This window comes from Helicobacter sp. 'house sparrow 1', assembly GCF_900199585.1.
In the GTDB taxonomy this organism is placed as follows: Bacteria; Campylobacterota; Campylobacteria; order Campylobacterales; family Helicobacteraceae; genus Helicobacter_H.
Map to the genome: position 1 here is coordinate 33,212 of NZ_FZQY01000001.1, position 15,215 is coordinate 48,426.

Annotated in this window: 12 protein-coding genes and 1 pseudogene; 6 read left to right on the top strand and 7 right to left on the bottom strand. The window is 31.7% G+C overall.

The genetic code is table 11. The annotated features are described in order from the left end of the window. Position 1: 1 nt before the first annotated feature. Positions 2-754, bottom strand: coding sequence for an RICIN domain-containing protein (locus tag C6H31_RS00150; RefSeq protein ID WP_104696792.1), 753 nt, complete (start codon positions 752-754; stop codon positions 2-4). A gap of 511 nt (positions 755-1,265) precedes the next feature. Here C6H31_RS00150 and C6H31_RS00155 point away from each other — a divergent pair. From C6H31_RS00155 to C6H31_RS07115, 6 genes and pseudogenes are all read left to right on the top strand, one after another. Then, on the top strand, positions 1,266-5,354 hold the full coding sequence (locus tag C6H31_RS00155) for an autotransporter outer membrane beta-barrel domain-containing protein (RefSeq protein ID WP_158657707.1): 4,089 nt from the start codon (positions 1,266-1,268) through the stop codon (positions 5,352-5,354). Positions 5,355-5,825: 471 nt separating this feature from the next. After that, positions 5,826-6,215 (top strand): group III truncated hemoglobin, encoded by a 390-nt coding sequence (locus C6H31_RS00160; RefSeq protein ID WP_104696793.1) that lies wholly within the window; start codon positions 5,826-5,828, stop codon positions 6,213-6,215. 156 nt (positions 6,216-6,371) lie between these two features. After that, positions 6,372-8,003 carry a hydrogenase small subunit gene (locus tag C6H31_RS00165; protein WP_104696794.1) on the top strand — a complete coding sequence of 544 codons (1,632 nt, stop codon included), beginning with the start codon at positions 6,372-6,374 and terminating at the stop codon, positions 8,001-8,003. Next, a complete protein-coding gene (locus tag C6H31_RS00170; RefSeq protein WP_104696795.1) occupies positions 8,004-8,915 on the top strand; it encodes an alpha-2,3-sialyltransferase in 912 nt (303 codons plus the stop codon). It begins immediately after the preceding gene. Between the two features lie 11 nt (positions 8,916-8,926). Next, positions 8,927-9,214: an alpha-2,3-sialyltransferase gene (locus C6H31_RS07110; RefSeq protein ID WP_104696796.1), complete on the top strand. Its 288-nt coding sequence runs from the start codon at positions 8,927-8,929 to the stop codon at positions 9,212-9,214. A 41-nt stretch (positions 9,215-9,255) separates the two neighbouring features. Then, positions 9,256-9,855, top strand: a pseudogene (locus C6H31_RS07115) (alpha-2,3-sialyltransferase); the annotation flags it as partial. 22 nt (positions 9,856-9,877) lie between these two features. On the opposite strand, the gene C6H31_RS00185 reads toward C6H31_RS07115, so the two are convergent. Genes C6H31_RS00185 through C6H31_RS00210 form a run of 6 tightly spaced genes read right to left on the bottom strand, consistent with a single transcriptional unit; the run spans position 9,878 to position 15,209 of the window. After that, entirely contained in the window at positions 9,878-10,531 is a 654-nt protein-coding gene (locus C6H31_RS00185) for an acylneuraminate cytidylyltransferase family protein (RefSeq protein WP_104696798.1), read from the bottom strand. After that, a complete protein-coding gene (gene neuC / locus C6H31_RS00190) occupies positions 10,528-11,664 on the bottom strand; it encodes a UDP-N-acetylglucosamine 2-epimerase (RefSeq protein WP_104696799.1) in 1,137 nt (378 codons plus the stop codon). The genes C6H31_RS00185 and neuC overlap by 4 nt, the downstream gene beginning before the upstream one ends. Further along, on the bottom strand, positions 11,661-12,689 hold the full coding sequence (locus C6H31_RS00195) for an N-acetylneuraminate synthase family protein (protein ID WP_233709988.1): 1,029 nt from the start codon (positions 12,687-12,689) through the stop codon (positions 11,661-11,663). The genes neuC and C6H31_RS00195 overlap by 4 nt, the downstream gene beginning before the upstream one ends. Before the next feature lie 54 nt (positions 12,690-12,743). Beyond that, complete coding sequence (locus tag C6H31_RS00200) at positions 12,744-13,439, bottom strand: methyltransferase domain-containing protein (protein WP_104696801.1); 696 nt, start codon at positions 13,437-13,439, stop codon at positions 12,744-12,746. After that, complete coding sequence (locus C6H31_RS00205; RefSeq protein ID WP_104696802.1) at positions 13,427-14,056, bottom strand: pimeloyl-ACP methyl esterase BioG family protein; 630 nt, start codon at positions 14,054-14,056, stop codon at positions 13,427-13,429. The genes C6H31_RS00200 and C6H31_RS00205 overlap by 13 nt, the downstream gene beginning before the upstream one ends. Before the next feature lie 4 nt (positions 14,057-14,060). Further along, positions 14,061-15,209 (bottom strand): aminotransferase class I/II-fold pyridoxal phosphate-dependent enzyme, encoded by a 1,149-nt coding sequence (locus C6H31_RS00210; RefSeq protein WP_104696803.1) that lies wholly within the window; start codon positions 15,207-15,209, stop codon positions 14,061-14,063. Positions 15,210-15,215 lie beyond the last annotated feature (6 nt).

The window sequence follows — 15,215 nt, forward strand, 5'->3', positions numbered from 1 at the left end:
GTTATTTCCCCTGAACAATCGGATTTCCTGGTCTTCTAAAACCAGACATAAGCGCCCATTGTTGATCTAGATTTTGACCTGTTGCACAGGAAGTAAGATAAATTGTGTAGTAAGTTGTGCTCCTTTGTAATGGTGTTTGCAAACATGTTCCATAACCTACATTTTTAATTTGTATAGAGCCATTAGCAAAACGATTAAAAATCCATCTTTGTTGAACCATATCAGGATCGCATTGTACATGGGCAGCACCTTCACTAAAAATATTATCTAGAGCAGTTAAGCATGTTTTTGTTGAAAAGTTTTGGATTACAACAAAGCCATCACGATAAGTATACAGTTGCCATTCCATTAGATTGGATAAACCAAGGGTATCAAGTGCAGTATAGCCCCATACCCAAGTGCCAGGAGAAAGTGACCAAACTGTAAGCATTCCTCCTGAAGCACTCAAGATAGAAACAATACTTGAAACAATAGGTTTTCCTAGCTTAGGATTCTTGGTAGCCCAGCTATTATCTGTAGCCTTTAGATTTGGATTTTTCATCTTACCTGCTGATAAAACTTGAGCAGATGGCATAGGAACAGGTTGAGGGTTTTCTCCAGGATTGCTAACTGGAGGCACGGGTGCCCCTTTGACACTAACAGTTTCTAAAGACTGTACAAAATCAGATAAATCAACCCCGCCTTCTTCTGCAGCACTTGCGACTTTAAACATAAAAATAAATAAACACATACTGAGTAGTATTGATTTAAACATTCTTTTCTCCTTTATTTTGATGATTACTTCCTTTTATTCTCTCTTTAAAGTTTTAGTTCAAGAAGTAAGTAAGATTAATATTTTAAAAGATAGAATACAATATTTTTTTACCTCCCATTTTTTAGTTAAGGTCATAATGATAGCATTTTAAATTATTATTCATGAATAAATCTGATTAATAATTAAAATGAAATTTAGATTTTAAATCAGACTTTATTTTTAGAACAAACTAGTTTGGGTATCCAAAAATAATCTTAGAATGGTAGTTTGCATCCTTATTAAAATAAGGTTACATTTTTACTAATTTTTTTTATATTTCCTTAATTTTTAGCATAAAAATCACAAAAATATAGATTATAATGACGGCTCACATTTTTAAAACTTTTCAAGGTTATTATAATAGAGGGGGATTTTTCAGCAAAATCTTTCACCCCCCTCCCAAAAAATGCCATATATATTTGAAGACTTTTAGAATGTTGTATTGAAAAAGACAAAAATAAGGAGATGGTTAATGGATGTAAAAAACATTCACCTAGAAGAGAGGGTTTCAACTGCTTCTAATAAAACTTTAAAAAATTCTTTTTTTAAACCTATTGTTGCTAGTTCTCTAGCTTTATTGCTTGGAAGTTCTTTGTATGCAAGTGGTAGTCTTGACACAAATTGTGGGGGAGATAACACTTGTGCTCCTATTGCAGGTAATATTACTTTGGAGTGGGGAAAAGTTGATAATGGCAGTGATTTTTCTGTTAGTGGTACAGAAAATGATAAAACTATTACTTTTAATGAGTCTAGTAGCAAAGCAAACACTATAAATTTTAGAGATTCTGCCTTTACTGGTGGTAGTATCTTTACTGGAGAAGCAGAAGGTGGTCATTTAATGACTGTTATTTTCAATGATAGAACCAATAAGATTTTTAATCTTGAAGCTCAAAATGATTTTAAGGGAAATTTAAAGTTAATTGGGGGACACAATCAAAGTGAGTTTAATGGAACATTTTCCAAAAACTTTACTGGAGATATTGATATAGCTAGCTACAATGGTTATACTGCTGCCAAAACAACACTTACTTTTAAGGGCAATTCTGAAAATGTATTGACAGGAAATATAACTGTTGATTCTGGAGTTACTACACTTAATTTTGAAAATAATGGAAAGATAGTAGGAAAGCTTCTAGCTAAGACAACTAAATTTAATGCATTAGCTGGGGGTTCTATTAATGTCAATTTTAAAAAGAATGGGGTTATTGATCTTGCAAATAGCAGTGCTCTTACAGGCGAGAGTGCAACCAATAATTATGTAATTGAGACAGAATATCATAATAATGGAGGAAGTAATACTATTACATTCTCTGGAGAAAACTCTATTAATGCAATTAATGGTGGTATCCTAGCAAGAAAAAGTGGACATAATACTATTATTTTTTCTGGAAAAAATTCTACCAACAGTATTACAGGAGAGATTCTTGCTAGTTCTTATGGGCGTGATATAGGACATAACACCGTTAATTTTTTAAGTACTGCAAAAAGCAATAGTATCTCTGGAACAATCAAAGCAGCTGGAGGGCAGAATCATATCACCTTTGGAAAGACACAGGATCAAGTTACAGTTGGAGGAGTTGCTGCCACCAATGAAGTTTATAATGTAATTGCAGAGCGAGATGCTTACTTTAATAGTGGAAAAAATTTTATAACCTTTGAAAACAATACAACTAATACTGTTACCAATACTATTAAAGGCACGGTTACCGCAACATATGGATTTAATACTATTATCTTTAGAGGAATTGGAAAAAATAGTATTGAAAAGGATGTTATTGCACAAACATCCGCTTATGGTGGAAGAGGGGAGAATAATATAACCTTTGAAGGTGGAATAGAGAATGTTATTAAGGGAAAAATTAGGACAGATAATGGATCTAACAATATAATATTTAAAAATAGTGCAAGTAATAGTATAGGAGTAGTTTCAGCAGGAGTTGGAACAAATAGTATTATTTTTAATGATGCTGGGACAAATAGTGTAGGTTTGATTGAAGTAGGAGGTGATTCTACTGCAGAAAACCAAATTACTTTTAATGGCGGAACAAATACTATCAATGGAAACATCCAAGCAACTGGAGGATATAAATCAGATAGTGGCCCAAAATCAAAGAATGTGAATACTATTACTTTTAATGGTGGGACAAATATAATCAATGGACAAGTTCTTGCAGTGCGATATCTAGGCAAATATGGTAATACTTTGAATATACAAAATGCCAGTTTAACTATAAATAGTAAGTCAGAAGGAACAACAATTGGTAATAATGATGATAAAGTAACTCTCACAGGTTCAATTGTTGCAAATGCAAAAGGCTTTAGTGTGATTAATTTTGAAGGAGAGAGATCTTCTTTAAATCTACAACAACAAAGTCAAAGTGGAGCTGGAGCACAGGCTAGAACACAGACAGTTGGAGAAATTATTAATAATAGTGATGAGAGCACCACGACATTGAATTTCAATGCTAAACAAGCGGATGTCTATGGAAATATTATTAATAAAAAAGGAGCTACTTATCTCAATTTCAATGCTTCTAACGCTACTTTAGATGGAGAAGTTCAGGCACAGGCTGGAACACTTAATCTTTCTTTTAGTAACGATGCTTCTTTTAAAGCAACAAAAATTACAACAGAAAGTGGCGTAACTACAAATCTTGATATCTATAATAACCAAGCTACATTAAGTGGAGATTTAGATTTCAAAGGAACACTTAAGCTTAGTTTCTTTGATAACTCTGCTTTAAACCTTACAGGAGGCACTGCTACTAAAACAATTAGTAATCTTACCACTGTTGGTGATGGAGTGATTAATCTATCAGGCCAAACAAGATGGCAAGAAGATTTAGTTTCAAAAGATAGTTTCCAAACTTTAGAAATTAGTAGTCTAAGTGCTAATAGACCTCTAAGTTTTATTGTTCATGTAAATCCAAATGCAACTGGAGATCAAACTACTAAATCAGATAGAATCATCATTGAAGGAAATAGCGCAAATAGTAGTAAAACTCATTACCTAGGAGTGATGGGAAATCCAGATGAGTTGATTGGAAAAGATCTTTATACTCAAGGAGGTGATAATAACATAGCCCTAGCTACTGTTTCAAATTCCTCAGGAATTACTCTAGAAGCTACAGATTCTATTAATGGCTTTAGTTTAGTTACTTATGACTTTACAAAGGAAACTACTAATAAGGATACTCAAAGTGGATCAGGCTATACCACTTATTTCCTAGGATCTGCTAAATCTAATGGTGCATCTTTAGCAAATCAATTAGCTAGTGCTTCAGCATTGAGTGCAAATTATGATTTATATCTAGCAAATCTAAATTCTTTAAATAAAAGAATGGGAGAATTAAGAAATAATGCTAATTCTCAAGGTGTTTGGATAAGAGTATTTAATGGTATGCAAACTTCTAAATTTGCACTTGAAACAAAGAGTATTTATACTACAATCCAAGCTGGTTATGATTATGCATTTGGCTTTAATGGAGCTAATAATTATGTAGGTTTTGCATTAAGCTATGCAAACTCTATGTCTGATACTAAAAGCATTGATGATAGAGCAAATAATGGTTTAAGTATGACAAGAGGGATTAAAAGAATTAATTCTAATGCAATGGAATTTGCTATCTATAATGCCTATGTTCAAGATGGAGCTAGTAAAGAGAGTGGATGGAAGAATGGACTTTATAGCGATAGCATCTTAAAGTTTAGCTACATCACTTCTAAATTAGATCTTTTAGGACAAATAGATACCTATAGCACTAATAACTTTGCAGTTACTTTCTCTCAAGAATTAGGTTATAGATTCTTATTTGGAAGTTCTAAAGAAATCTTTATTGATCCTCAAGTAGAAGTGGCATTAGGTTATTTAAATCAATCTGATTTAAAACAAAAACTAGGTCAAGCAACTTTAGAGGGTATTCAAGATTCTATCTTTACTCTAAGAACTAGAGTAGGATCTAGCTTTGGATATGACTTTAAAAACTTTACTCAAGATAAGGGCTTTAATTCTAAGATTTATCTAGGAACTTATTTTGTCAATGATTATATTTCTGGTGGAGATGTATCTTTAACAGATAAATATAATGCAAAAGTATCACTTTCTCCATTATCAACTACTTCTAGATTTGTTTTAAATGTAGGAACTAATTTCTCCATTAAAGACAATCATCGAATCTATTTTGATTTTGAAAGAAGTTTTGGAGGAAAGATTATTACAGATTATCAAGTAAATCTTGGATATAGATATAGCTTTGGTGCTTCAAAATATACTCCATATAATGGGGTTTCTACAACAGAAATTAAGCAAGTAGAATCTATTAAAGAAATGGCACCAACCAAAGGATTTTATCTACAAGTATTTGAAAAAGATAAGCTCTCTAAAAAAGAAGAAAATACTCTAAAGAAAATAAAAGATCTTAGAGTTCAAAATAAAGGAAATTCTAAAGTTTATCTAGTAGGTCCATTTAACAGTGAGCAGGATGCATCAAAACAAAAAGATCAAATGCAAGGCATATTAAAAGAATTAAATTCAAATGCTAATGTGATTGTAGTGGAATAAGACTAGATCTAAAAAATAGTAAACCCTAACTCTAAAAATAAGAGTTGGGGTTATTTATCAGATAGAAAAACTAAAAGATGCAATGCATCAATGTTCTTTAAAATAAAGAGAATCTTTCTTTCTCTTGCCACCACTTAATTTTTCTTTTCAAAGATTTTTTTATAAAACAAATTCTTAACAACTTAACATGACAAACAATGCGACAATATGCTTTGAAAGTTTTAGTATATTCATAATAGACTCCTATTAAGTGGTGGTAGGAGAGGGAAAAATAATTATAAATAATAAGCCATTGGTTAAAAAGAGTTTAAGAGTTGATAATATGGCGCGTATTTTTTATTGTTAAGAGAGTGTCTTGATCTAAAAAATAATACTTTTTTGCATATTAATAATCATAGATTGATTTAGATCAATTAGAGACTAATCTTTTTTTGATAAAAATATAAAAAATGAATATCTAAAGGAAAGAAAATGGAACTAGAAAAACAAATCACACAAGAAAATATTGCTAGGTTAATGGATATATTTTATACAAAGATAAGAAAAAATGAACATCTTGCAGATATTTTTAACTCTAAGATAGGTTATGAAGATGAGCAATGGGAGCATCATAAAGAAAAAATTGGTAGATTTTGGAGACAGATGCTTTTGGGAGAAAATGTCTTTGAAGGACAACCACTAAAGAAGCATTTAGATCTGCCTCCTTTTCCTAGAGAATTTTTTGGAGTTTGGTTAGAATTGTTTGAGGAGTCCTTAAAAATGATATATGAAGAAGAGGTTGCACAAGAATTCCTTATAAGAGCACAGATGATTGCACAAAGATTCCAAGTTGCGATTTATGATATGCAAATCCACTCATAATTTTTTTATATACCTATCTTTGAAAGCTTTGATAGGTATATTTTAACCTTCATTAATTATTTATAACTGATTAGATTCTTTTAAGAAATAAAACTTTCTCCTAATGGTAAAAAATGCTACAATAACCTGCAAACAATAAAATTTGAGGAGAGAAGAGTGGAAGAGTTACAGGCTATTGTTGAGAATCAAATTTTAGAGATTAAAAGTAGGGGAGAGGTTTTTCATCGAGAGATTGATAGGGGGTTTGTTGATCTTTTTTTGAAAAATTTAAAGTTGCCAAGTACAATGGCAGAAAGTATTATCAATCTTTTGTCAATTAAGAAGCGCACAAGTATTATTTGGTTGAGCTTATCTGAATGTACAGGGTGTACAGAGAGTTTTTTAAGAAACGAAATTCCAGGTTTTGATTCTTTGATTTTTGAGGTTATAAGTTTAGATTATCATGAAGTTTTGAATGCAAGCGCTGGTTTTAATGCAAGACAGGGCATACAAGATGCTCTAAAGGGCGAGTATATTTTGATTGTTGAGGGAAGTGTGTGTGTCCAAGAGGATTATTTTGCTACTTTTGGAGCAGAAGGGATGAGTGGAAGAGCAGAGCTAAAGCACTTAGCAGATCACGCACTTATGGTATTTGCAGTTGGTACATGTTCAAGTTTTGGAGGGGTTCAAGCTGCAGCTCCAAATCCTACAAAAACCGAAGGGATAAGGGATTTTATCGGCCGTGAACTAGTTAATATACCAGGATGCCCTCCAAGTGATATCAATATCGTTTTAAATTTACTGTATGCGATTATCTTTAGAAAAGCCCCTCAATTAGATGAACTTATGAGACCAGTATGGGCGTATGGAAAGACAGTTCATGATAGCTGTGAGCGTAAAGCAAAGTTTGAATCTGGGGATTTCGTGCAGAGTTTTGATGATGAGAAAATGCAAGAAGGGTATTGTCTTTATAAAGTTGGTTGCAAGGGACCTTATGCATACAATAACTGCCCCAAAGTAAAATTTAACTCAAAGACAAGTTGGCCAATTCAGGCAGGACATGGTTGTATTGCTTGTAGTGAGCCTAATTTTTGGGATGATTTTGGTGTTTATGAAGAGCCTATGAAAAAACAATATACTTATTTTGCTCGACAAAAAACTTTAAGAGAACCGATTGAAACTACCCAAAATATCCAAGATTTGTATGCATTTGATAAAGATAATGTTGTAGGAGTTTTTCTTGATACACAAAAAAGTGAGATTATTTATCAAGGTAAAAATATTTTACAAACAAGTATTGATACAAATCCAAAAAATCTTTTACAGAACTTGGCTAAGAAAAGTAAGCTTACAGGTAGATTAGTAGAGAATTATCAAAATTATTTCAAGTCAATTTATGATAGAAATATGCAATTTAGTGATGAGATTACCCTCTCTGATAATCTTGTAGATGTGCTTGGACTTACGCATTTTTTGGTGAGTGCAGATGATGAGAAAGAGCCAGCAATGCGACTTGTAAAAGAAGCTTTAAGTTTTACATTTCCTCAAATTAGCGATATGGATTTTTCTGTAAAAATTCAAGATGAAAAGATTGTGATTGATGCTTCCAAGGGTATGAGATTACCACTTTGTTACATTCTTGGTGGGCTTGATTATGATGGAATTGCTTATGGTATGTTGGCAACTCTTTGTAAAAGTATTCGTGAGGGGATTGGAAAATTTTTCGTTGATACCAAGATTGAACAAGTTGTATTGGGTGGAAATCTAACACAAAATGCCCTCGTGCAAGAATGGCTGATAAAATCTTAGATGAAGCCCATTATTGTTGCAGGGAATGGTCCGTCTTTAGCAAAGATAGATTATGCAAGGTTACCTAGAGACTTTGATGTCTTTAGGTGTAATCAATTTTATTTTGAGGACAAGTATTTTTTAGGTAAAAAGATTAAGGGTGCATTTTTTAATCCTGGTTTGTTTTTTGAACAGTATTTCACCCTAAAAAACTTAGTGCTATCAGGGGAATATGAAATTGAGAAATTTTATTGTAGCTTGATGCTTTGGCCTACTGAGGGAAGAATACTTAGTGATGATTTTCAATTTTTTTACCCTGATGTGACATTAGTCTATAAATTATTCAAAGAATTTCAAGAACTTCATACTTTTTTAAAATTCAATGATTTGTATTATCACAAGCGCATTACTAGCGGGGTTTTAATGGTCTTGGTTGCTGCGATAATTGGTTATAGGGATATTTTTATCACTGGAATTGATTTTTATGAATCTCAAAACTATGTTTTTATTAATAATCAGCCCAATATCTGTAGCTTAGTTCCCTCGTTTTCTTCTGGGGATGTAAAAACACAAAACCATACAAAAGATATTGATTTGCAAACCTTGGATTTTGCAAGAAAGTATTTTAATTTAAAGCTTTATTCTATTTCTCCAGAAAGTCCTCTTGATCATTTGCTAGAAAAGAAATATTTCAATATAGAATTTGAATTGCTAGAAAAAGAGGAGGGATACACCAAGGATATAATGATTCCAGAGAAGAAAAAACCTGTGCATATTTTTGCAAATAAAGTAGAGGCATTAAGCTATAAATTAGAAAAAATAGATAATAGATTGGCAAATGTTGAGGAGAGAATTTATATTAATTTTTATATAATCTTATACAGAGACTTTAAAAACTTTCTTAAGCTGTTATTAAAAAAAATAAAACTTTAAAGGTAGTCATAGTGCAACAATCCATTATTGTTGCAGGGAATGGTCCGTCTTTAGCAAAGATAGATTATGCAAGGTTACCTAGAGGCTTTGATGTCTTTAGGTGTAATCAATTTTATTTTGAGGACAAGTATTTTTTAGGTAAAAAGATTAAGGGTGCATTTTTTAATCCTCAAGTTCTTAAGGAACAATATTTCACTCTAAAGTGCCTAAGAGATAGAAAAGAATATGAAGTAGAGGATGTTTATTGTAATATTTTTTCTTCTCATTTAGAGAGGGATTTACTCAAAATCTTTCTTTAGACTATTTTCCAGAAGTCAAAAGCACTTACACTTTATTAAGACAAAATAAAGATTTTAGAGAGCTTTTTGCCTTCTATAATGCATATTATAATCAGCATTTTACTTCAGCTATTGTAATGTTGATTGTTGCTATAGTACAGGGTTATAAAGAGATTTATTTGACAGGAATTGATTTTTATGATGGGGGTGGGGTAGATTATGCCTTTAGTGTAAAAAATAAAAAGAATCTACTTGAAGCATTGCCAACCTTTCGTAAAAAGGATTTTAAAGATAGGGTACATAGCAAAGAATTGGATCTTAAGGCAATAGAAATAGCAAAGAAGATTGAAAAAATTAAAATTTATTGTTTAAATCCTAATAGCTTATTGAGTAAGATTGTTCCATTAGCGCCAATAAGGGAGGAATGTTTTATAAAAATAGAAGATAAACCAGAAGATTCCATAAGAGATTTTGTGCAATTACCAAATCAGTCAAAAGAGATATTAGAAACTAACAAGTTATTTAAAAAATTTAAAATATTTCTAAAACAAGAGGGGTTTTTTGATGTTGCAAGTAAAAACTTATTTTTTAGAATTCTTAGAGATTTTGTATTTTTTATAAAGATACTTATGGGATTTGTATTTTTTCTTTTTAGAAGATAATTAATATAAATCTTAAGAATCTTTATATTAAAAAATCTTCCTCTTCATCAATATCTAAAGAATATTTTTCTGGCATTATGTAAGGAATAGGATTGTCATTAAAGCTTGTGGAGGGGTTAAGGGAACAAGTAAGATTGATATAAATTGCTCCATTGATGCAATAGGTTTGATCAAGATCTTGGCGGCGTATTGTGCTTTGTCCTTGGATTATATTACAGAGTTGATTTTTCTTGATAGTGCGTATAAAAATAGGATTAATCTTATTTTTATAGACACTTACCAATCCCTTGCAATTAAATTTAATAAATTTATCATATGCCATTTTAATATGCATTGCATTTCTTAAAGGAGAGGTTGGTTGCAATAAGATCAAAACATCAAAATTCTTTCCTATTGAAGAAAACTTACTTAAGGATTCTAAAACACAATCAATGCTTTTACTTTTATCTTGAGCGCTTTCTTTGCTTCTTAAAAATGGGACACTTGCACCATAACTCTTAGCAATATCTGCATACTCTTGGCTATCAGTACATACAAAAACTTCATCACAAACACCACTTTGTAGGGCACTTTCTATGGTATGTGCCATCAAGGGTTTGCCTTTGAAGGGTTTTATATTTTTGTCTTTTACGCCCTTGCTACCACTGCGAGCAGGAATTAATGCCAAAACTTTCATAAGATATCAATAAACTTTTTTTGGAGTTTTATTTTCCAAAAATCTTTATCTCTTAAAATTTTAATAAACTTATTTGCACTATCTCCTTTTCCAAAATTAAAACTTTGTTTACTATTTTCTAATTTTAAAACCTTATTAATAGCATCAAGGATTTCTTTTTTGTTTTCTTGGACACTGATAATATTTTCTTGTTCTTTAAATCTTCCATCTTGTCTTGAGCCAATATTAATACAAGGGACTCCATATATAGGAGCCTCTCTGATTCCTGATGAACTATTTCCAATAATAAATTTTGCATTTTTAAGTAAAGTTAAAAAAGCTTCAAATTTCACAGATTTAAAGAGTGCAAAATTAGAATGATGATTGAGTTTTTCAAAAGATTTGATGATAATTTGTGAGCCAAGGTCATTATTTGGGTAAATAACAATAAAATTTAACTTTGAAGCCAAGATAGCTTTTATTACTTGTTTAATATTGCTTTTTAATTGTTTGATTTCTGTGGTAACAGGATGATAAATTAAGATTGCATAGTCTTTGCCAAAGGGTTTAATTTGATAATAATAGTTTTGGACTTTTTTGAAACTGGGTAATTTTGAACTTAACATCAGGTCAATATCTGGAGAGCCGATGATGAAGATTCCATTTTCTTTTTCTCCAAGTTGAATTAGGCGTGTTTTTGCTTGTGAATTTGCAACAAAATGAATATGAGAAAGCTTAGAGATGCTATGACGAATTGATTCATCTATAGTGCCACTAATCTCTCCTCCTTCTATATGAGCTACCAAAATATTATTAAAAGCTCCCACAATAGCACCAGCAAGTGCTTCCAATCTATCTCCATGCACAACGATTAAATCGGGTTTAAAATCTTTGACAAAAGAAGAAAATTGCTTGATAGTATCAGATAGAGCCAGATCCATTTTTTCTTGATGTTGATGTGTTTTTGCTAGAAATACTTCATTAAAACCATCTTTGTAAATCTCAATAAAAGTTTTTCCATAAAGATCCAAAAGATGCATTCCGCAGACAAAAATTTTATACTTAAATTTTTTGCTTTTATCTATTTCTTTCACTAGTGCTTTTATTTTTCCCCAATCTGCTCTAGTTCCACTTAGAAAAACAATTTTTTTCATTCCACCATTTCCCAAGAGATATGTAGATCTTTTTTAATATCACATTTTGCTTTCTTCCCAAGAATTTCTTCATAAAATTCTGCCTTAATCTTTCCAATACCAGGTCTTTTTACCCATAAATTATCTCTTGTAAAGATTTCTCCCTTTTTGATTGAAGTGATGCTTACACAAGTTGCAAATGCAAAATCCATAGTTACTTGTTCCTCTTTTAGGGCTTCTTTTTTACCACCTCGCATTACAAAAATTTCTTCAGCAGATTTTAAAAGATCTTTTGCTTCTTCTTCATCCATTGAGCAAATAACATCAGGACCTATCCTATTTTTATGATCTACAAAATGTCTTTCTACAATACTTGCTCCCAAGGCTATAGCGCTCTTGCAGGCATTATTATTAAGGGTATGGTCACTTAATCCAATGGGGATTGAGGGGAATTCTCTCATCATTTCTTGCATTGCTCCTAGTCTCACTAGATGCGGAGGAGTAGGGTAGAGATTAGTGGTGTGTAAAAGTGCAAAGGGCACTTTATAATCTTTTAGAATACCTACAGCTTTGGAAATAGCTTTTAAATGATTCATCCCCGTAGATAATATAATGGGTTTTTTAAAACTTGCAATTTTTTTAAGCAATGGATAATTATTCATTTCCCCAGAACCAATTTTGTATGCACTCACTCCCATTCTTTCTAGTCGTTTTGCAGCTGCTAGAGAAAAAGGAGTGGAAAGAAAAATCATTCCTTGTTGCTCTACATAGTTTTTTAGCTCCATTTCCTCCTCTTCATTTAAGGCACATTCTTCCATAATTTCATAGATGCTTTTGTTGCTATTTCCTGGAATAACCTTTTTGGCTTCTTTGCTCATTTCATCATCAATAATATGAGTTTGATGTTTTATGACTTCTATTCCAGCGCGTTTTGCACTATCTACCATTTCTTTTGCAACTGCTAGATTCCCATTGTGGTTGATGCCTAATTCTGCTATTACAAGAGGTTTATAATTAGATCCAATTTTGCGATCTTGTATTTGAATATAGCTTTGCAAAGCTTTTTTACCTCCTTTTTTACGCTATTTTACCATAGGAGGCTAGAGTTTTTTTGCAATAATGTAGATAGGATGATAGGTAATAGTATTTTTAAATTTATCCTCAAAAATTTTTAGAGATTTTTTTGTGAGTTTATGATTGGAATCAAGAGAATTTACTCCTGTAAATTTAAGGTGTCTAAAAGCTTGTAGTGGGCTTTTAAAATTGATAGGAAAAATCTCCTCTTCCAAATACAAGATTTGCCATTTCTCTTGGAGTAGGCTTTGATATTCTTTTAGGGAAAAATAGGATAGCCCAATAGAAGTGTGTTGTTTGATTTCTTTGAGATTGTCTTTACCAAAACTACCTAAAACCAGAGTAGTCCCTTTGAGACTTATTTTTTCAAGATTTAAAAAGAATTTTTCTTGATCTAGCCACTGAATACAAGCATTGGATATGATAAGATCAAAGGACTGATTAATTTTATGAATCTCATTTGCATCTAAAAGTAAAAAGGAAGCCTCAGAAGGCAGGTAATTCCCATAGTCTTCAAGATCACTACAGATAAGAGAGTCAAATTCTAAGACATTGATTATCTTTTTTGTAAAACTTCCTACACCACAACCAATTTCAAGGATAGAATGAAATTTTTTTTGCAAAAGGAATGCAAGGAGTTTATTTTGCATATGATCTTGTACAATAGCATTCTCTTCATAAAAATCTCTAACTCTAAAAAACTTTTTTGCTATAGATTGCAAAAATCATCCCAGCTTTTAAAATTTAAAAAAACAAAATGGGGTGCATTTTTTTTGATGATTTGGCAAGTTTCCCAGGATCTGATTTGATTTTTTGAGGCAAAAATTTTATCATCAATGCTAACAATAGCTCTGTCCCATTTTTGAGGATAATAAGGGATCGTTGTTAGAGTATTGTAGAGATTTTCTAATTCTTTAATTAAAGACTCTAGATGATGAAAATTAAAATTTACTGCTTGTGGTAAGTCATCTCCAAAGAGGTTTGCCTTAAATTTTTCTAAATCAAAATGTTTGATTGTGTATCTAAACACTGCAGGAGAGATCCCTTTTGATGGGTGGATCCCTTCTAGCGTCCCATTAATAGCAACCCTTTTTTTAATCTCTAAGTTATTTGGCAAGAATCTATTTGCAATAGCAACACCCATAGACCAAGCAACCAGAGTAATCTTCTTGTCTTTTAAAAAAGAGAGATCAAGGCTATTGTCCTGATAATCAGAAACAAAAACAATGGTTTTTTGACCTTTTGTAAGATGGCTAAAAAACTCTTTTGGATTCCCAAATCCAGAAAAAAAGACAATAGCTTCTTGATAGTCTAAAGAATTTAATATTTCTACTTTCATTGCCTCATAAACACTCTAACAAATTTGTAATATTTTGTTGTGTTAGATTAGCAGTTAGAGAAATACGAATTCTAGATTGATTTTCAGGGACACTTGGAAATCTGATTGCAGGAGCAAAGAATCCCTTATCAAATAGCTTTTGTGAGAGTTCTAGAGTTTTTTTGTTATCATAGGTCATCAGGCATATGATATGAACATCCCCAATAAAATCAATGTTTTTGTCTCTAAGTCCTTGTTTTAAAAACTTTGCAAGTTTTAGTAGCTTTTTTTGCTGTGGTTTAAAATGTAAAAGATTTTGAAAAACAAACAAAGAAAAAGCAATATTAGTAGGTGCCATAGCGGTAGAATAAATTAGTGTTCTTGCTTTATTAATAAAATATTTTCTAAAAACATCATCACAAATTACACACCCACCAGATGAACCTATTGCTTTACCAAAACCAAGAATTAAAAAATCAACCATTTCTATCAGGTTGGCATTTTTACATACCCCTAAGAGATTCTTGCCATAGGTTCCAATACTATGAGCCTCATCAATATAAAGCAATACATTTGGATATTGCTTTTTAAATTCTACTAATTGTTTGATATCACAGACATCTCCATCCATACTAAAAATACCCTCGCTTAAAATAACTATATGGTCATATTCACGATGGTATTTCTCTAAAAGCACCCCAAGATCTTGCATATTATTATGAGCGAAGCGTTTAAACCTAGCGTGCGAGATTCTAAGACCATCAAAGACGCTTGCGTGCATAGAGGAATCTGTCAAAAAAAGAGTATTTGAGATTCTTGCAAGACAATCAATAGCTCCCATATTAGCGTGATAACCACTATTAAAAAGAAGAGCCTTTTTTGGAGCATAAAGATGCTGCAGAAAGTATTCAAATCTCTCAAAAATTTCAAAGCTTCCTGTTAGTATCCTAGATGAGGAGCTAGATGGAGGGATTCTGTGTAAATCCAGCTGATCAAAAAACTTTTTGGTAAAGTGCTTACTTTGCGCAATTCCTAAATAATCATTTGATGAAAAATTTACTAGTCTTTTATCCCCAACATAAATAAAATTTTTATCGTGTCTCATAGGGAGAATATCACGATAGCTAAAAGTTTTCTCGAGTTCATCGAGTATGAGTTTTACCTTTTCTTGCATTTTTAA